Below are 18,623 nucleotides of genomic sequence, written 5' to 3'. Positions count from 1 at the left end.
CCCCATGCTCTCACGCTCCCGCAGCTCAGGGCAGCGGATGCACCCCGGCCGCATCGAGGATCCACGCGTTGTCGAAGGCGATTTCCCGCCAGCGGGCGTAGCGCCCGGACACCCCGCCGTGGCCGGCGGACATCTCGGTCTTGAGCAGGACATCCGCCCCGACCTCGCGCAGGTGCGCGACCCACTTCGCCGGTTCCACGTAGAGCACGCGGGTGTCGTTGAGGCTCGTGACCGCGAGGATCCGCGGGTAGTGCGTGTCTCGAACGTTCTCGACCGGTGAGTAGGACTTGATGTACGCGTAGACCTCCGGGTCGTGCAGCGGGTCTCCCCACTCGTCCCACTCGATGACCGTGAGCGGCAGCGAGGGGTCGAGGATCGACGTGAGCGGGTCGACGAACGGCACGCCGGCGAGGATGCCGGAGAACAGCTCGGGGGCGAGGTTCGCGACGGCGCCCATCAGCAGGCCGCCGGCGCTGCGGCCCTCGGCGACGAGCCGGTCGGGCGCGGTGAGCCCCGCATCGATCAGGTGATGTGCGCAGTCGATGAAATCGGTGAAGCTGTTGCGCTTCTCGAGCTCCTTGCCGTGCTCGTACCAGAGCCGGCCGAGTTCGCCGCCGCCGCGCACGTGCGCGATCGCGTAGACCAGTCCGCGGTCGAGCAGGCTGAGCCGGGCGATGCTGAAGGTCGGGTCGATGCTGATCTCGTAGGACCCATAGCCGTAGAGCAGGGTCGGCGCGGGCTCCCCGGGGGTGACCAGGTCACTCCGGTAGACGAGCGAGATCGGCACGCGGGTGCCGTCCGCGGCCGTCGCCCACTCGCGGCGCTGTTCGTACCTCGCCGGGTCGTACGCGCCGAGCACGGTCTGCTGCTTGAGCAGGCGGCGCTCGCCGGTCGCGACGACGAGGTCGTAGACGGTCGACGGGGTGACGAAGCTCGTGTAGCCGAACCGGATCGTCGGCTGCTCCCACTCGGGGTTCGCCCCTGTGCCTGCCGTGAAGAGCGGTTCGTCGAAGGCGAGCTCGGTGAACGTGAGCGGGCGGGCAGCGTCGGCGGTCGCAGCGGATGCCTCGGCCTCGGTCCCGAGCGACGCGATCGCCACCTGCGTCAAGCCGTCCCGCCGGTACTCGGCGATGACGAAGTCGCGAAACGCGTCGACGCCTTCGAGCCGGACGGATTCGTCGTGCGGCAGCAGCATCCGCCGGGGGCCGTGCGGGTCTCCGGCGGCGACGTCGACGAGTTCGAAGTTGACGGCCTGGTCGTTGTGCACGATGAGGAGCCGGTCCTCCCCGGCGAGGACGGCGTGCTCCACGTCGTACTCGACGCCGTCGCGGCGAGGCCAGACGATTGCGAACTCGCCGGTGGGATCGCTCGTGTCGAGCAGCCGGGTTTCGGTCGTCACGCTCGAGCCGGCCTCGATCAGCAGGTACTTGCGGCTGCGGGTCAGCCCGATGCCGACCCAGAACCGGTCGTCGGGTTCGTGGAAGACCTGCGCGTCGCTCGAGGGGTCTGTGCCGATCTCGTGCCGCCAGACGGTGTCGGGGCGCCAGGCCTCGTCGACGGTCGTGTAGAAGAGGTAGCGGCCACTCGTTTCGAACAGGGCGTCCTCGCCGGTATCGGTGATCTCGTCGGCGAGATTCTCGCCCGTCGTGAGGTCGCGCACCCGGATCGTGTACCGCTCGTCACCCTCGGTGTCGACGGCGTAGAGCAGCCGGGTGGCGTCTGCGCTCACGTCGAAGCTGCCGAGGGCGTAGAACTCGTGGCCGGCCGCCTCGGCGTTGTCGTCGAGCAGCACCTGCTCACCGGGGAGGCCTGCCCGGACGGTGCCGGACGTTCCTGCGTCGGCGGCTTCGGGGTCCAGGATCGGCGGCGCCCAGTCGTCCGGGCCCGAGATCGGGGCGCGGCAGTGGATGCCGTATTCCTGGCCCTCCACCGTGCGGGTGTAGTACCACCAGCGGCCCTCCCGCACGGGCACGCTGAGGTCGGTCTCGCGGGTGCGGGCCTTGATCTCGTCGAACAGCTGCTCCCGGAGCGGTGCGAGCCGCGCGGTGCGGGCATCCGTGTACGCGTTTTCGGCCTCGAGATGGGCGAGGACCTCCGGGCTTTCCTTGTCGCGCAACCACTCGTAGTCGTCGGTGAAGAGGTCGCTGTGGTGCAGGCGTTCGACGGGCTTCTTCGCGGCGAGGGGAGGGACGACGGCAGCTGTAGTCATGGTGTTCAGCGTACTGAGGCTGGAGACGAGGGAGAATTGGGGGAGTACCGAAGCCGGCTATCGCGGCTTCACGGAAGGAAACAGCACATGGAGCAGGGCCTCACCACCGCCGCAAGCATGACGGAGAGCAGCACGAGCACCAGCACGGATGGTGCGACAGGGCACGTTCTCCTCGGCCGGGTTTTCGATGCGGTCCTCTTCGATATGGACGGCACCCTGGTCGACTCGACGCGGGCCGTGAACCGGGCGTGGATGCGCTGGGGAGCCGAAGCGGGCCTCGGTCCGTCATTCACCGGGGCCGAACACGGGGTGCCCGCCCGGCAGATGGTCGCCAGGCTCGTTCCCGAGGACAAGATCGAGTGGTCGATCGGCCGGGTGCTCGAACTCGAACTCGACGACCTCGAGGGCATCGTGATTCTTCCCGGGGCCGCGGAACTGATGCAGAGCCTGCCGGAGGGCCGCCGCGCCATCGTCACCTCGTGCGCCCGTTCGTTGTGCCTCGCCCGGCTCGAGTCGGCCGGCTTCCCGGTGCCGGCGACCGTCGTGACGATCGACGACACTCCGCGCGGCAAGCCGTTCCCTGAGCCCTTCCTGGCTGCGGCCGCCCGGCTCGGCGCCGACCCGCGTCGCTGTGTCGTGGTCGAAGACGCGCCGGCGGGCCTCGAGGCGGGTCGCGCGGCCGGATGCCTGACGATCGGTGTCGCCGGAACGCACACCATGGACCAGCTCGACGCCGATCTCGTCGTGCCGAGCCTCGACCGCCTGCGGATCAGTATCCGCGACAACGGCGTCGTCTTCGAGCTCCTCCCCGAATAGCCCTTCGGGGCAGGGGCACCTCAGGACTGGTAGATCTCGAGCGGCAGGCCGTCGGGGTCCCGGAAGAAGAACATCGCCTTGTGCGTGTTCGGGTCGACCCGCAGCTCCTCGCAGGCGACGCCCGTGCCGAGGAGCTCCGCGCGCGTGCCGGGAACGTCGTCGACCTCGAACGCGAGGTGGCGCAGGCCGAGCGCCTCCGGGCCGCTGCGCCGGGGCGGGGTGTCCGGGAACGAGAACAACTCGAGGATGTACTCGCCGTTCAGGGCGAGCTTGCCCATCCAGGAATCGCGCTCGGCCCGGAAGTACTCCGCCTCGAGCGTGCAGCCCACGACGTCGACGTAGAACCGCTTCGAACGCTCGTAGTCGCTCGCGATGATGGCGATGTGGTGAACCCGGTTGATCAGCATCCTCCCAGCCTGACACAGCCGTTTCTGTGAGTCTCATAGCCCGAGTCCAGAAAACACCCGGGACCGGCAACTATCGTGAAGATTCTGACCATGGAACGCAATAAGGGGTTTTGTTGACGAATCACAGACCCGAGGGTCGCGCGGACGCCCGCAGGCACGCACGGGCGGCAACGCTCATCCGCCATCGGCGCCGACCGAGCCGCAGCCACACGATGCTGACCCTGATCAAGGCGCTTGCGCTCACGCTCGCCGTCGTCCTCGTGAGCGGCGTCTCCGTTGCGGCCATCGCGGTGAGCCAGTTCGCAACGAAGGTCTCCGCTAACGCGGTCGACATCTCCAACGGGGCGACCGACCTGCCCGCGATTCCCCAGCTCGGTTCCTTCGAGGGCGGCTTCAATGTCCTCGTCGTCGGGGTGGACAACTCCCTCACCCAGTCCGCAGCCTATGGCGACCGCACCGGCACCCTCAACGACGTCAACATTCTGCTGCACGTCTCCGCCGACCATAAGAGCGCGGTCGTGATCAGCATTCCCCGTGACCTCGTCGTCAACCAGCCGGCCTGCACGGACCCCGATACCGGGAAGGTGGCGAAGGCCGCGACGTCCACGGCCATGAACGCGTCCTTCGGACGGGGCGGCCTCGGCTGCGTGGTCTCGACCGTTTCGTCGCTGACCGGGCTGACCATTCCGTACGCGGGTCTGATCTCCTTCGAGGGCACGGTCGCGATGGCCGACGCCGTCGGGGGCGTCCCGGTCTGCCTCAACGACGCGATCAAGGACCCGTACACGGGACTCGACCTTCCCGCGGGAACGAGCGTCGTCTCCGGAACCGCCGCCCTCGCCTACCTGCGCAGCCGCCACGGCGTCGGCGACGGCAGCGACCTGTCCCGGATCTCCTCGCAGCAGGCCTACATGTCCTCGCTGATGCGCGTGATGAAGAGCAGCGCGACGCTCACCGACGTGTCGAAGCTGTCGGCCCTCGCGACGGCCGCGGGGACGAACCTGAAACTCTCAACGTCCCTCGCCAACATCCCGACCATGGTCGGCATGGCGCTCGCCCTGAAGGACATCGACCTGAACCAGCTCGTGTTCGTGCAATACCCGTCGGCGACCGACCCGCAGGACACCAACAAGCTGGTACCGTCGACCGCCCTCGCCAAGAAGCTGTTCGCCGCGGTCACGGCCGACCAGTCCTTCACCCTCGACGCCAAATCCCTCGGCAACAGCGCCGAACTCGACCCGACGGCTGCGCCGGCCGCAACGCCGACGCCGACCCCCACCCCCACCCCCACTGCCTCGGCCACCGGTGCGGCAACGGGCACTCCGACGCCCGCGGCAACGGATGCAGCTGCTCCCGTCGAGATCGCCGGGCTGCGCGGCCAGACCGCGAGCCAGCAGACCTGCTCGATCGCCTTCAACTACTGATCCAGGGGCCCATCGAGCCGCTCCGAGCGCACTCCGCCGAGCGCACCCCGATGATTCGCGAACGAGGGATCACGGATCAGTGGACCCTGCGCTGTTCTTTCGCGCGCCCTGGTGCTAACGTCATCTTGTTCAGTTGACTTATATCTAGGAGAGTGAGATGAATTCTCGAGATCTCCGGCGGCAGGTCCTCGTCGTGATCGGCGCGCTCGTCGCCCTCGTCGGATCCTTCATCGGGTCAGGTGCCGCGGGCGGCACCCCCATCCAGAACGCCGCCGGCGGCGCGCTTGCCGCTGACGCGACCCTGATCGCCCCTGCCGTCCCCGCGTTCGCGATCTGGACGCCGATCTATCTCGGCCTGGTCGGGTACGCCATCTGGCAGTGCCTGCCGGCGCAGCGGAGCGATCCCCGTCAGCGTCTGCTCGGATACCCGGTCCTGGCGTCCCTGATCCTGAATGCCGCGTGGATCCTGAGCATCCAGTTCGACCAGCTGTGGCTCAGCGTGCCCGTCATCGTGGCCCTGCTCGCTGTCCTCGTCTGCACCTTCCGGCTCACCCTGGCCTCACGCCCGAAGAACCTCGTCGAAACGATCATCCTCGACGGGACCATGGGCCTCTACCTCGGCTGGGTCTGTGTCGCGACCGCTGCGAACGTGACGGCCGTGCTCGTCGTCGCCGGCTTCACGGGCTTCGGGCTCGACCCTGACCTCTGGGCGGTCGCCGTCATCGCGGTCGCCACCGTCGTCGGCGGGTTGCTCGCGATCAGCGGTCACGGCAGGCTCGCCCCTGCGGCCTCCCTCGCCTGGGGGCTCGGTTGGCTCGCCGTCGCACGGCTCGGCGGAACACCGCCTTCCGTGCCCGCCGGTGTCGCGGCCATCGTCGGCGCCGTGCTCGTGATCGCCCTGACCGTCGGCGCGCGCCTGCGCATGGCGAAGCTTCCCGTCTCCCCGCCGACCCGAATGGTAATCGCATGACCGACCAGCACCCAGCCACCCCCACTGCCTCCGCCCGGGCTGAGTCCCCGCGCCGCCGGTGGGCCGGCCTCGTCTTCATCAGCATCGCCGTCGCGCTGATCATCGTCGACTCGACGATCATCAACGTCGCGATCCCCTCGATCGTGCGGGACCTCGCGATCACGTCGACCCAGGTGCAGTGGGTCCAGGAAAGCTACACCCTCGTCTTCGCAGCCCTCCTGCTCGTCTTCGGCACACTGGCCGACCGGTACGGGCGCCGTCGCATCCTGATCCTCGGCGTCGTGCTGTTCGCCGCGGCATCCGTTCTCGCGGCCCTGGCGCAATCGGGCGACCTGCTGATCGGCGCCCGCCTGATCCAGGGCATCGGCGGCGCGATGGTGCTCCCGACCACCCTGTCGCTGATCAACGCGAACTTCCGCGGCCGCGACCGCGGCATCGCCTTCGCGATCTGGGGCTCCACGATCGGCGGCATGGTCGCGGTCGGGCCGCTCCTCGGCGGCTGGCTGACCACGTACTTCTCCTGGCGCTGGGCCTTCGGCATCAATGTGCCGCTCGGTGTGATCATCGTCATCGGTGTGCTCGTCTTCGTCTCCGAGTCGAAGGATGCCGGCGAACCCCGCAGGGTCGACGTCGTCGGCGCCGTGCTCTCGGTGCTCACGAGCGCCAGCCTCGTCTTCGGACTCATCGAGGGACGCAGCTACGGCTGGTGGCTGACGAACAAGCCCATGGTGATCGGCGGCTTCACCTGGCCGTATTCGATTTCCCCGATTCCGGTCGCCTTCGCGATCACCCTCCTCGCCGGCGCGGCGTTCATCCTGTGGGGCCTCTCCCGGCAGCGCGCAGGCAAGACCACCCTGCTCGCATTCTCACTGTTCCGGATCGCTTCATTCCGCAACGGGAATATCGCGGCGCTGATCGTGTCTCTCGGAGAGTTCGGCATCATTCTGTCCCTGCCGCTCTGGCTGCAGAACGTGCTCGGCTACGACGCGCTCCAGACCGGGTTCGTGCTGCTCGCGCTCGCGATCGGCTCCTTCGTCGCGAGCGGATTCGCCGGCGCATACGGCAACCGGGTGTCACCGGAAACGATCGTGCGGGTCGGAATCGTCCTGGAGATCCTCGGCGTCGCGGGGCTCGGCCTGGTGATCACGGCGGACGCCAGCTGGCTCGCGATCGTGCCGTTCCTCTTCGTCTACGGGATGGGTGTCGGCCTCGCGACCGCCCAGCTGACCGGAGTCGTGCTCAAGGACGTTCCGGTCGAAAAGAGCGGACAAGGGTCCGGCACCTCCTCGACGGCGCGGCAGATCGGCTCCGCGCTCGGCATCGCGGTGCTCGGCACCGTGCTGTTCACCTCGGTCGGCGCCTCGCTGGACGCGAAACTCGCGGACGTGCCCGGGCTGCCGGAGTCTGCGCGCACCCAGGTCGTCGACGCGGTCGTCGACAGTGCCGGAGCGGCGATCCCCGCCCTCGAAGCACAGAGCCCCGCCGTGGCCACGGCCGCGCGCGACGCCTTCAGCGAGGGCACCCGGTACTCCGCGTTCGCGGCCGCCGGATTCCTTGTCCTCGGCCTGCTCGCGACGCTGCGGCTCTCGGGCACGACGCCGCACCGCGACGGACGTGAGCCAGAAGCGGATGCCGGCGGAGAGGCATCCGCCGCCGTCACCACGGCGGGCGAGCCGGTCTAGCACAGCGGACGCCGGGGCAGCGGCCGCCTCAACGCCGGGTCTCCGCGGCTAGGAGACCGGCGGCCCTGGTGTGGCCGGTGGCGGCTTCGCTGCGCTCCTGCGAGCGGGCTGCGGCTTCTGGTACGCCAGTTCCCCGCCCACCCTGCCGCCGTACGGACGACCGTGATCGGCGAATTCCTCGCGGAAGAACGCCATCCGCCACGGCCCGAGTTCGATGCGCGCGCCGGTGCGCAGAATCCGGCCCCCCTCTGACGGACGACTTCCGTCGATGCCCTGGGACTCCGTTCCCGGCGTGACGGGCCCGAGGGGAAAGAACACGTACTCGTCGTTCTGATCATGCCGGATCTCGGCGTGGATCGGGGAGAGACCGTCGAGCCTCAGATCGGCGTCCGGGCTCGATCCGATCGTCGTGGTCTCCGGCATGAGGTCGAATTGGCGGGGCGGCGTGCCGTCCCAGTTTTCCGACCCGACGACGAAGATCAGTCGGGGACGCCCGGATCCGCGGGTGTAGTGCGTGGTCGTCACGGTACGCCGGATGCGGCGGTCGAGCGTCGGTACCAGGGGGAAGAGGGTGGAGGGCGGCAAGGTCACGACCGGTGCCGGTTCTGCCCCGCCGGCGCGCCTGCGACGCCGCAGCAGCGGCGCCAGCGCCGCCCGGCTGCCGAGGGCGACATGCGCGGACCCGGTCAGGAGGCGCTGCAGCCGTTGAGCCGGGATCGCACCGAGCCGGACCACCAGCCCGTTCGGACCGCTCAGCGAGACCGAGAGCCCCCGTTCGGCCAGGTCTGCCGCGAGGGTACGGATCTCCTTGAGAGTGATCGTCCTCGTCTGCAGGAAGAGCTCTGGCCGGCTCGCGAAGATCTCGACGTCGGTGCCGGCGGCGGTGATCGTTCCGTGCATCCGTTCGCCGCCGTGCTGGCCGTCCGGCTCGGCAAGGGAGAAGGCGAGATCGATGTCCAGACGGGTGGTCGTTGCCATGGTCAGTGGGCGAGGGACTCGGCGGTCGGGCCTTCGCTCGTCGTGACGCGGAGGGTCCCGTTCAGCTTCCATGTCGCCCGCGGGGCGTCCGGTCCGATGTCCCGGGGGACTTCGACGGCCATGTCGATGAAGGTGTAGTTGATCACGGCGCTCTTGCCGGTCAGGTACGACCACATCTCTTTCCCGAGGTCGGTCCAGTCCTGGATGATGTGGCCGTCGGGGCCCGTCGCCGTTCCGGCCGTGTCGTCGCTCGTGCTCGTGCTGGTGGTTTCGCTCACGGTGTGTCCTTCTGATTTCGTCGATGAGGATGCGGAGTCCGACGTCGAGGAAACCCTCCGGGGCACCCCGTGAGGGGGAAGCCCGGCCACGTCAACACTGCCGTTGGGTCGAGGCTAGTGGGCGACTTCGCGCAGCGGGGGATTCCACAGCCTGCTCACAGCACCCGTACGTCGGTGGCTTCGGTTAGCCTCGGGGCAGATCCTTTCGGGAGGCCGCCGTGTTCCTGCTTGACCCTGTCACCGTCGTGTACTCGGCGAGCGACCTGAGCGCGGCCGCGGTCTGCGAGTGGGCCGTGATGCGCCGGCTCGACGCCCGCCTCGGGCGGATCGACCCGGTTCCGGACCCCGCGGACGCCATGCTCGCGCGCACCGCGGAACTCGGCGACGCCCACGAACTGCGGATGCTGAACCGGCTCCGTTCGACCGGGCCCGTCGTCGAGATCGAGCGTCCGGCCCGCGCCGAGCGCGCTGCGATCCTCGAAGCCGCCCGGCTGAGTGCCGAGGCCCTCCGAGCCGGCGCCGCGGTGGTGTTCCAGGCCGCCTTCTTCGACGGGCGTTTCCTCGGGTACGCGGATTTCATCATCCGCTCGCCGGAGCAGGGCGATTCGGCGGAAAGCGCCGCGGCGGGGCCGAGCTATGAGGTCTACGACACGAAACTGGCCCGCTCGGCCAAGGTGACCGCGCTGCTGCAACTCGCGGCGTACAGCGACCAGTTGGAACGCCTCGGTATCCGCACCGGCGACCGGGTGCACCTCCTTCTCGGCGACGGGCGCACGAGTTCGCACAGGCTGGCCGACATCCTTCCGGTGTACCGGGCCAGGCGGGCCAGGCTCGAGGGCCTGATCGACGAACGCCTCGCCGACGCCGCGCCGACCCCCTGGGGCGACGCCCGGTACGTCGCCTGCGGACGCTGCGCGGTCTGTGAGGAGCAGGTGCAACTGCACCGGGACGTGCTCCTGGTCGCCCGGCTGCGGCTCTCGCAGCGTGCCCGCCTGCGCGCTGCGGGGATCGGGACGATCGAGGAGCTCGCCGCATCTGCGGGGCCCGTCGCCGGGATCACCGATTCGACGCTCGCGACCCTGCGCGCACAGGCCAGTCTTCAGCTCGACCCGCACCCCGGCCGACCGCTCGCCTGGCAGGTGACCAATCCGCCGGCGCTCGCCGCACTTCCGCGGCCGAGCCAGGGGGATATCTTCTTCGACTTCGAGGGCGATCCCCTGTACCAGGAGGGAGCGGACGACGCCTCAGCCGGCACCGTGGTGTGGGGCCTCGACTACCTGTTCGGCCTCGTGGAACCCGACGACACCTTCCGCGCCTTCTGGGCGCACAGCCACGCCGAGGAACGCCAGGCCCTCATCGGCTTCCTCGCCTACGTGCACGAACGACGGGAACGGTACCCCGACCTGCACATCTACCATTACGCCCCCTACGAGCGCACCCACCTGCTCAGCCTCGCCGCGCGGCACGGCGTCGGAGAGGACACCGTCGACGACCTGCTCCGCAACCACGTGCTCGTCGACCTGTACCCGATCGTGCGGCAGGGCCTCCGGGTCGGCAGCCGCAGCTACTCGCTCAAGAAGCTCGAGCCGCTGTACATGGGGGAGGAGGCCAGGGAGGGCGTCGACAACGCCGCAGACTCGATCGCCGAGTACGCGCACGCGGGCGAGCTCCTCGCCGCCGGCGAGGCGGATGCCGCTGCGGCCGTCCTCGAGGACATCGCGCGGTACAACGCCTACGACTGCCGGTCGACGCGGCGGCTGCGGGACTGGCTCCTCGACCGGGCCGCGGACAACGGTGCCTTCGACGACGGTGCCGCCGACGACGGTGCCGCCGGACGCCTCGGTGCCTCGGGCGATGCCGGCGTCGCGGCTCGTGCCGGCGAGCTCGCGATCGCGGTCCCCGAGCGGGAACCCGACCCGGTCTACCTCGAACTGACCGCCCTGCTCGAACAGGTGCCGCCGACCGGCCGCACGAGCGACGAGACCGCGCTCGCCCTCGCGGCCGCGGCCATCGACTACCATCGCCGCGAACAGAAATCGTTCTGGTGGGACCACTTCGCCAGGCTCGCGTCGCCCCTCGAGGACTGGTCGGACACCAGGGACGTCTTCTCGGTCGTGCGGGCCACCGTCGAGATCGGCTGGCACCGCGAGGGCAGGCAGGTCCTCGACCGGCGCCTGCTCCGGCTCGCGGGCACCCCGGCGCCCGGAAGCTCGCTCAAAGCAGGGCAACAGCCGTTCCTCGTCTACGACCCGCCGTATCCGCCGATCCGGCGGAGCGACGAGCCGGGCGCCCGCACCGCCCACAACAAGGCGACCATCGTGCAGGTGGGCGACGACGGCGGATTCGGCGGCACCATCGACGACGGCGTCCTCGATGGCGGTGCCCTCGACGACGGCGTGATTTTCGTCGACGAGATGCTCGAACGCGACGCGCCCCACCACGACGCGCTCCCTGTCGCCGTCACTCCGGGGACTCCGCCGCAGCCCGGCAGCCAGGTCGGCGCGATCTCCCAGTGGGGCAGGGCCGTGCTGTCCGCATGGCCGCTGCCGCTCGCGGATGCCGCGTTCGACATCCTGCGCCGGGTGCCGCCGCGACTGCGCGGGGGCGCCACCCTGCCTGTCGTTACCGCAGGAGACACCCCGGGCGCCATCCGCGATGCCGTGCTGGCCCTCGATCACTCCTACCTTGCCGTCCAGGGCCCGCCCGGAACCGGGAAGACCTTCGTCGGCTCGCGGGTGATCGCCGACCTCGTGGTCCGGCACGGCTGGAAAATCGGCGTCGTCGCGCAGTCGCATGCGGCCGTCGAGAACATGCTGCGGGCGGTGGTCGAGGCGGGCGCCGGAGTCGGGCTCGACCCGGACCGCGTCGGCAAACGGCCGAAGAAGGGCGAAGAAGGCACTGCCGTTCCGTGGCTCGCCCTCGATGTCAAGGGTCTCGCCGCTTTCACCGGCCGGTCGGACGGCTGGGTACTCGGCGGGACGGCCTGGGACTTCAGCAACGCCGACCGGATCCCGCGCGGCTCCCTCGACCTGCTCGTGATCGACGAGGCCGGGCAGTACTCCCTCGCGAGCACGATTGCCGCGGCCGTCTCGGCGGAGCGGCTGCTGCTTCTCGGCGACCCGCAGCAGTTGCCGCAGGTCAGCCAGGGCACGCACCCCGAGCCCGTCGACCTCTCCGCGCTCGGCTGGCTCACGGACGGGCATCGGGTGCTCCCCGCCGAGCTCGGGTATTTCCTCGCGACGAGCTGGCGGATGCACCCGGCCGTCTGCGCTCCTGTTTCGGCGCTCTCCTACGAGGGCAAACTCCGCTCGCACCCCTCCGACCGCGCCCTGGCCGGAGTGGAACCGGGGCTGCATCCCGTTCCGGTGCGCCACACGGACAACGCGACCTCGTCGATCGAAGAAGCGGATGTCGTGATCGGGCTCGTCCGCGACGCCATCGGCCGGCCGTGGACATCCGCCGGGCGAACGGTCCCGCTCGGGGAGGCGGACGTGATCGTGGTCGCTCCGTACAACGCCCAGGTCGCCCTGATCAGGGAACGACTCCGGGCGGCCGGCCTCTCCTCGGTCCCGGTCGGCACGGTCGACAAATTCCAGGGCAGGGAGGCCGCGGTCGCGATCGTCTCGCTCGCGGCGTCGTCCGCGGAGGAGGTGCCGCGCGGCCTCGAATTCCTGCTGCTCGCGAACCGGCTCAACGTCGCCATCTCGCGCGCGCAGTGGGCGGCGTGGCTCGTCTACTCGCCCGCGCTCACGGACTCGCTGCCGCACAGAGTCGAGGCGCTCGCCCAGTTGAGCGCTTTCATCACACTCGTCGGCTCGTAGACCAGCGACGAGCATACAAAAAAGGAAGCACCCCCGAATACCGAGGGTGCTTCCTGTTGTTCCGGTGGAGTATTACTCGGCGTCGAGGTCCGTCTCGAGGATCTTGACGAGGGCTTCGAGCGCCTCGTCGGCTCCGTCGCCTTCCGCGCGCAGCACGACGACGTCGCCGTTGGCCGCACCGAGGCTCATCAGGCTCAGGATGCTCGAGGCGTCCATGGCGTCTTCAGCAGGCTCGCCCTCCATCGCGATGGTGACCTCGATCGGCAGTTCGCCGACGGCGGCCGCAAAAATGGACGCGGGACGGGCATGCAGGCCGACTCGGCTGGCAATGGTGGCTGTGCGTTCGGACATAATTCCTCCTGGTTGATACTCGACGACGGTCGTGCTCGACGATACTGCGGGCTGACTGGAGTGGTGCGGGGAGCGGTTACGCGTGTGCGGTTACAGACCCAGCTCTTCAAGTATGGGCAATCCGGCGCGCACGCGCTTGCGGGCCTCGGTCGGATTCGGCGCGGACACCGCGAGGACCGCGAGCTTCTTGGCATCGTCGAGGGTGACGGACTTCAGCACGGCTCCGACAGCGGAGAGCGAACGGGAGGTCATCGACAGGGTCGCGACCCCGAGTCCGACGAGCACGACGGCGAGCACGGGGTCGGCTGCGGCCTCGCCGCAGACGCCGACGGGCTTGTTGTTGCCTTCGGCGATCGAGCCTTCGACGGTGAGTCCGATGAGCTTGAGCACGGCAGGCTGCCACGGGGAGTTCAGCGCGGCGAGAGTGCCGAGCTGGCGGTCGGCGGCCATCGTGTACTGGGTGAGGTCGTTCGTGCCGAGGCTGACGAAGTCGACTTCACCGAGGATCCGGTCCGCGAGGAGCGCGGCGGAGGGGACCTCGACCATGACGCCGGGAATCTTGAGCCCTGCGGTGGCGCACATCGCAGCGAACTCCGCGGCTTCCTCCGGCGTCGCGATCATCGGGGCCATGACCCAGACGCTGGTCGAGGAACCTTCGGCGGCCTGGGCGATCGCGGTGAGCTGGCGGGCCAGCACCCCAGGGGTGGTCAGGTCGGTGCGGTATCCGCGCACGCCGAGCGAGGGGTTCGGCTCGCTCGTGTCGGTCAGGAACGGCAGCGGCTTGTCGGCGCCGGCGTCGAGGGTGCGTACGACGACCTTCTGGCCGGGGAACGCGTCGAACACGCCGCGGTAGGCGATGACCTGTTCTTCGATCGTGGGCTCGGTCTCGCGCTCGAGGAAGCAGAACTCGGTGCGGAGCAGTCCGACGCCCTGGGCGCCGGCTTCGGCGGCCTTGACGGCGTCCTTTGCTCCGCCGACGTTGGCGAGCAAGGGGACGAGGTGGCCGTCCGCGGTGCGACCGTTGCCATCGAAGACGGCGAGGATCGCTGCGGCGGTCTTCCAGGCTTCCACGGCGGCGATTTCCTCGGCGCCGGGCTCGAGGGAGAGGAGGCCGGCCGCGCCGTCCACGTACACCTCGATGCCGTCTTCGAGGGCGTCGACGCCGGGGGCTGCGACGACGGCCGGGAGGCCGAGGGCGCGGGCGATGATCGCGGTGTGGGACTGCGGTCCGCCGCCGGAAGTGACGAGGGCGAGGATCTTCTCCGGGTCCAGGGTCGCGGTGTCAGCGGGGGCGAGGTCCTCTGCGACGAGGATGAACGGTGCGTCGGCGAGGGGGATGCCCGGCGCGGGAACACCGCGGAGCTCTGCGACGATACGGGCGCGCACGTCGAGGACGTCCGTTGCCCGCTCGGCCATGTACCCGCCGAGGTTGATCAGCATCTCGGCGACGGAGGCGCCGGACTCCCAGATCGACCGCTCGGCGGACAGACCGGTCTTGATCAGCTTGATGGCCGCCTTGATCAGCATCGGGTCCGTCGCCATCAGCGCGGTGGCCTCGAGGACGGCCTTGCTCGCGCCGGTCGCTCCCGCTGCCCGGTTCTGTAACTCGACCTGCACGGTCTTGGCAGAGGCACGCAGCAGTTCGGCGGCGGCATCCGCTGAGAGGGACGCGGCCAATCGTTCTCCGGCCGGGGGTTCACTGACCGGTTTGGGCATCTGCCGAATCGATCCGATGATCCGCCCGGGACTGACGCCCACGCCGGAGAAGTTCTGCTGCACGGTTTAACCTCTATTCTTGCGTGGGAATTGGTTGCCCACGGTAACGATATTACGCGGCGGCCGGTACGGATCACGTATCGGCCGCCGCGTTTTCATGCGGTGATGGTACTACTGGTTGTTCATGCGGTGACGAGAACCGGGGCTTCCACTCCGGAAACGACCTTCTTCGTGGTGTACCGCTTCAGGGCGATGACGACCAGGCCTGCGACGACGGTGCCGATCGCGATGGCCAGGGCGAACAGCGCGAAGCTGTCGATCGCGAAGAAGACGAAGATGCCGCCGTGCGGGGCCTTGCTCGTGACACCCCAGGCCATCGACAGGGCGCCCGTGACACCGGCACCGAGCATGCTCGCCGGGATCACGCGCAGCGGGTCTGCCGCGGCGAAGGGAATGGCACCCTCGGAGATGAAGGACGCACCGAGCAGCCAGGCCGCCTTGCCGTTCTCACGTTCGATCGGGCTGAACAGCTTCTTGTCGAGCACGGTGGCCAGGGCCATCGCGAGCGGCGGAACCATTCCGGCGGCCATCACGGCGGCCATGATCTGCCACGGAGCCTGGTTGGCCACGGTCGCGGTGCCGAGGCCGGCGACGGCGAAGGCGTATGCAACCTTGTTGACCGGGCCACCGAGGTCGAAGCCCATCATCAGTCCGAGGATCAGTCCGAGGACGATCGCCGCTGCGCCGCTCATACCCGTGAGCCAGGTGTTCAGTGCGGCGGTGAGCCACGCGATCGGACCACCGAGCACGAGGAACATCAACCCGGAGGCGACGATCGACGCGACGAGCGGGATGATCACGACGGGCATCAGGCTGCGGAGCCAGCGCGGAACATTGAGCCGCGCGAAGCTGGCCGCTGCGACACCGGCGAGCAAGCCGCCGGCGATGCCGCCGAGGAAGCCGGCACCCATGAAGCCTGCGACGGCGCCCGCGACGAACCCGGGGGCGATTCCGGGGCGGTCGGCGATCGCATAGGCGATGTAGCCGGAGAGCGCCGGGACCAGGAAGCCCATCGACAGGGCGCCGATCTTGAAGAAGACCGCGCCGAGATAGATCGCGAGGCCGCCGTCCGGCAGGTTGAAGAGGCTGTTCTGCAGGGTGACGACGTCGGCGACCTTGGTGATCTCATAACCACCGAGGAGGAAGCCGAGTGCGATGAGCAGGCCTCCGCCTGCCACGAACGGAATCATGTAGCTGACACCGGTGAGGAGCGCGCGCTTGACCTTCTGGCCGAAGTGCTCGTTCTTCTCGTCGACCTCCGCCGCTCCTGCGGTTCCGCCGACGCGGCGGGCGTTCGGGTTCTCCGAGGCCGCGATGGCGTCCGCGATGAGCTTGGCCGGCTCGTCGATGCCGCGCTTGACCGGAACCTGGATGACGGGCTTGCCCGCGAAGCGCTCGCGGCCGCGCACGTCGACGTCGACCGCGAAGATCACCGCGTCGGCCGCTGCGATGACCGCGGGGTCGAGCATTGTGAGGCCGGCGGAGCCCTGCGTCTCGACCTGCATCTCGACGCCCGCGGCTTCCGCGGCGGCCGAGAGGGCCTCAGCGGCCATGTAGGTGTGCGCGATACCGGTGGGGCAGGCCGTGACGGCGACGAGGCGCTTGACCCCGGTGCGGACGGATGCCGCGGGGGCTGCAGTGCCGCCGCCGACAGCGACGGGAACGGGGGAGACGACGTTGGTGACGAGCTCGACGATCTCTGCGGGCGTCGTGGCGGCGCGCAGGGCGGCCGTGAACGCGGGCTTCATCAGCGAACGGGAGAGCTTCGCCAGGATCTTAAGGTGTTCCTGGTCCGCGCCTGCCGGCGCGGCGATCAGGAAGACCAGGTCGGCGGGGCCGTCTCCTGCGCCGAAGTCGACCGGGGTCGACAGGCGGGCGAGCGCGAGGGTCGGCTCGGTAACGGCTGCGGAGCGGCAATGCGGGATGGCCAGGCCACCGGGGATGCCGGTTGCCGTCTTCGCTTCGCGGGCGAGGGCATCCGCGTACAGGCTCTCGATCTCGGTGGCCCGGCCTGCGCCGACAACGAGCTCGGCGAGTCGCCGGATGACGCTCGAGGGAGCGGCTCCGAGGTTCTTATCCAGAGCGACGAGCTCCGGGGTGATCAGTGCACTCACTGGACATCCTCCTTTGGATGGGTCAGCTGCGTCACGGTGACGTCGCTGGGCTTTGTTTGGTTCAGTGCCGGAACGGTTGATCCGGGCAAAGATGCGGCTGCGGCCCCGTGGGCTGCTGCCTGGCGGAGCGCATCGGGGGCGCTGCCGCCGGCCAGGTCGCTCAGCAGGAAGCCGGCCAGCGACGAGTCGCCGGCGCCGACGGTGCTCACGGCGACCATGGGCGGCGTCTGGGCGAGCCAGGATCCGTCCCTGGTCGTCAACACGGCACCCTGGGCGCCGAGCGTGGCGAGGACCGCGCCGACGCCGCCGGCCACGAGGCGAGCGGATGCCGCTGCGACCAGTGACGGATTGCCCTCGAGGGCTTCGGCGTCCGGGATCCCGGTGAGTTCGGCGAGTTCCTCACCGTTCGGCTTGATCAGGTCTGGGCCGGCGCTCACGGCAGCGGCGAAGGGGGCGCCGGACGAGTCGACGGCGACCTTCGGCGCCGCGGAGCCGTAGCGGGCGCGCAGCCGGCGGATGATGTCGGCGTAGAAATCGACGGGAGCTCCCGGGGGAAGCGAGCCGGCGAGCACGACCCAGCCTGCTCCATCCGCCCGGTCGAGCACGAGATCGATGAGTTCGGTCTGTTGAGCGGGGGTCAGCACCGGGCCGGGCACGTTGACCTTGGTCGTGGTGCCGTCCGGCTCCGTGATCGCGACATTGCTGCGGATGCTTGCGCCGATCGGCATGCCGAGGTGCGGGATGCCCGCATCGGAGAGCGCGATGAGCACGGGATCGAGGGCGTCGCCGGGCAGGATCGCGAGGCTCTCCACGCCGGAGGCCTCAAGGGCGCGGCAGATGTTGACGCCCTTGCCCCCCGGCTCCACGTGGCTCGCCACGGCGCGCTGCACCTCGCCGCGGGCGAGGATGCCGTCGAGCGAGATCGTGCGGTCCAGGCTCGGATTCGGGGTAAGCGTGATGATCACGCGATCACAACCTCTACGTCAGCCGCGGCCAGGGCCGCGGAAAGTTCCGGTGATGGGGGTGCGTCCGTGATGAGCACGTCGATGTCCCCGAGGGCGGCGAACCGCACCAGGGTCTCTTCGTCGAGCTTGGTGGAATCGGCGAGCGCGACGACGAGCCGTGCCGATCGGACGATGGCGGTCTTCACGGACGATTCGACGAGGTCGGGGGTGCTCAGGCCGAAGATGGCATGCACGCCGTTGGCGCCGATGAACGCGATATCGGGGCGGAGCCCCTCGAGCTGCGCGATCGTGCTCTGGCCGACGACCGCGCGGGTCAGGCCACGGACGCGACCGCCGAGGAGGTGGAGCTGGATTTCCTCGTTGCCGGCAAGCTTGTATGCGATCGGAACGGCGTTCGTGATGACGAGGAGCTGGTCGTCGGGTCCGGCGGATGTCCAGTCGGCGAGACGGTCGGCGAGGAGCTCGGTCGTGGTGCCGGCGTCGAGGATGATCGACCCGGACTGGCTGGTCGGGATCATGGCGAACGCGGCAGCGGCGATGCGTTCCTTCTCGTCGTGTCGCTGGGTCTGCCGTTCGGCCAGGCTCGGCTCCGAGAGGCTGAGGCGGTCGAGGGCGACGGCCCCGCCATGGACTCGACGCAACTGCCGGGAGCCTTCGAGCGTATCGAGGTCGCGGCGCACTGTTTCCGGGGTGATGTCGAAGCGGGTTGCGAGTTCATTGACGGTGACCCGGCTGGCTTCGCTGACGAGTTCGGCGATCAGCGCCTGCCGTTCTTCCGCAAACATGATACCTCCTCGTCTTTGAGTGACCCCCGCCACTGCGCGGCCCGATC

At 69.4% G+C, this 18,623-nt stretch carries 14 protein-coding genes; 5 read left to right on the top strand and 9 right to left on the bottom strand.

The features are described from left to right. Positions 1-25: 25 nt before the first annotated feature. Entirely contained in the window at positions 26-2,209 is a 2,184-nt protein-coding gene (locus tag E3O39_RS03715) for a S9 family peptidase (protein ID WP_134445919.1), read from the bottom strand. Positions 2,210-2,296: 87 nt separating this feature from the next. Between E3O39_RS03715 and E3O39_RS03710 the strand changes: the two genes are divergently transcribed. Continuing rightward, positions 2,297-3,025 (top strand): HAD-IA family hydrolase, encoded by a 729-nt coding sequence (locus E3O39_RS03710; RefSeq protein WP_241984965.1) that lies wholly within the window; start codon positions 2,297-2,299, stop codon positions 3,023-3,025. A 20-nt stretch (positions 3,026-3,045) separates the two neighbouring features. Here E3O39_RS03710 and E3O39_RS03705 read toward each other — a convergent pair whose 3' ends face one another. Then, a complete protein-coding gene (locus E3O39_RS03705; RefSeq protein WP_134445918.1) occupies positions 3,046-3,432 on the bottom strand; it encodes a VOC family protein in 387 nt (128 codons plus the stop codon). A 113-nt stretch (positions 3,433-3,545) separates the two neighbouring features. Here E3O39_RS03705 and E3O39_RS03700 point away from each other — a divergent pair, with 113 nt between their 5' ends. The 3 genes from E3O39_RS03700 to E3O39_RS03695 all read left to right on the top strand — a co-directional run bounded on the left by E3O39_RS03700 (position 3,546) and on the right by E3O39_RS03695 (position 7,508). Beyond that, positions 3,546-4,856 (top strand): LCP family protein, encoded by a 1,311-nt coding sequence (locus tag E3O39_RS03700; protein ID WP_241984964.1) that lies wholly within the window; start codon positions 3,546-3,548, stop codon positions 4,854-4,856. A gap of 157 nt (positions 4,857-5,013) precedes the next feature. After that, positions 5,014-5,826 carry a tryptophan-rich sensory protein gene (locus E3O39_RS18875; RefSeq protein WP_166787224.1) on the top strand — a complete coding sequence of 271 codons (813 nt, stop codon included), beginning with the start codon at positions 5,014-5,016 and terminating at the stop codon, positions 5,824-5,826. Next, positions 5,823-7,508 carry a DHA2 family efflux MFS transporter permease subunit gene (locus E3O39_RS03695; protein ID WP_134445917.1) on the top strand — a complete coding sequence of 562 codons (1,686 nt, stop codon included), beginning with the start codon at positions 5,823-5,825 and terminating at the stop codon, positions 7,506-7,508. Before E3O39_RS18875 ends, E3O39_RS03695 begins: the two co-directional genes overlap by 4 nt. A gap of 48 nt (positions 7,509-7,556) precedes the next feature. Here E3O39_RS03695 and E3O39_RS03690 read toward each other — a convergent pair whose 3' ends face one another. Next, positions 7,557-8,486, bottom strand: a complete 930-nt coding sequence (locus E3O39_RS03690; protein WP_134445916.1) for an FHA domain-containing protein — start codon at positions 8,484-8,486, stop codon at positions 7,557-7,559. A 2-nt stretch (positions 8,487-8,488) separates the two neighbouring features. Then, on the bottom strand, positions 8,489-8,764 hold the full coding sequence (locus tag E3O39_RS03685) for a hypothetical protein (protein WP_370294617.1): 276 nt from the start codon (positions 8,762-8,764) through the stop codon (positions 8,489-8,491). A gap of 218 nt (positions 8,765-8,982) precedes the next feature. Between E3O39_RS03685 and E3O39_RS03680 the strand changes: the two genes are divergently transcribed. Continuing rightward, positions 8,983-12,585 (top strand): bifunctional RecB family nuclease/DEAD/DEAH box helicase, encoded by a 3,603-nt coding sequence (locus tag E3O39_RS03680; protein WP_134445915.1) that lies wholly within the window; start codon positions 8,983-8,985, stop codon positions 12,583-12,585. Positions 12,586-12,657: 72 nt separating this feature from the next. Here E3O39_RS03680 and E3O39_RS03675 read toward each other — a convergent pair whose 3' ends face one another. The 5 genes from E3O39_RS03675 to E3O39_RS03655 form a co-directional block, all read right to left on the bottom strand. Continuing rightward, positions 12,658-12,936, bottom strand: coding sequence for an HPr family phosphocarrier protein (locus E3O39_RS03675; protein ID WP_134445914.1), 279 nt, complete (start codon positions 12,934-12,936; stop codon positions 12,658-12,660). A gap of 90 nt (positions 12,937-13,026) precedes the next feature. Next, entirely contained in the window at positions 13,027-14,715 is a 1,689-nt protein-coding gene (gene ptsP, locus E3O39_RS03670; protein WP_134445913.1) for a phosphoenolpyruvate--protein phosphotransferase, read from the bottom strand. Between the two features lie 119 nt (positions 14,716-14,834). Beyond that, on the bottom strand, positions 14,835-16,826 hold the full coding sequence (locus tag E3O39_RS03665) for a fructose-specific PTS transporter subunit EIIC (protein ID WP_134445912.1): 1,992 nt from the start codon (positions 16,824-16,826) through the stop codon (positions 14,835-14,837). Next, on the bottom strand, positions 16,823-17,791 hold the full coding sequence (locus E3O39_RS03660) for a 1-phosphofructokinase family hexose kinase (RefSeq protein ID WP_134445911.1): 969 nt from the start codon (positions 17,789-17,791) through the stop codon (positions 16,823-16,825). Before E3O39_RS03660 ends, E3O39_RS03665 begins: the two co-directional genes overlap by 4 nt. Continuing rightward, positions 17,788-18,576, bottom strand: a complete 789-nt coding sequence (locus E3O39_RS03655) for a DeoR/GlpR family DNA-binding transcription regulator (protein WP_134445910.1) — start codon at positions 18,574-18,576, stop codon at positions 17,788-17,790. The genes E3O39_RS03660 and E3O39_RS03655 overlap by 4 nt, the downstream gene beginning before the upstream one ends. Positions 18,577-18,623: the final 47 nt, after the last annotated feature.

The organism is Cryobacterium sp. MDB2-A-1, from assembly GCF_004402675.1.
GTDB lineage: Bacteria > Actinomycetota > Actinomycetes > Actinomycetales > Microbacteriaceae > Cryobacterium > Cryobacterium glucosi.
The sequence above is the reverse complement of the archived record's forward strand: the minus strand, read 5'-3'. Positions and strand labels throughout refer to the sequence as shown.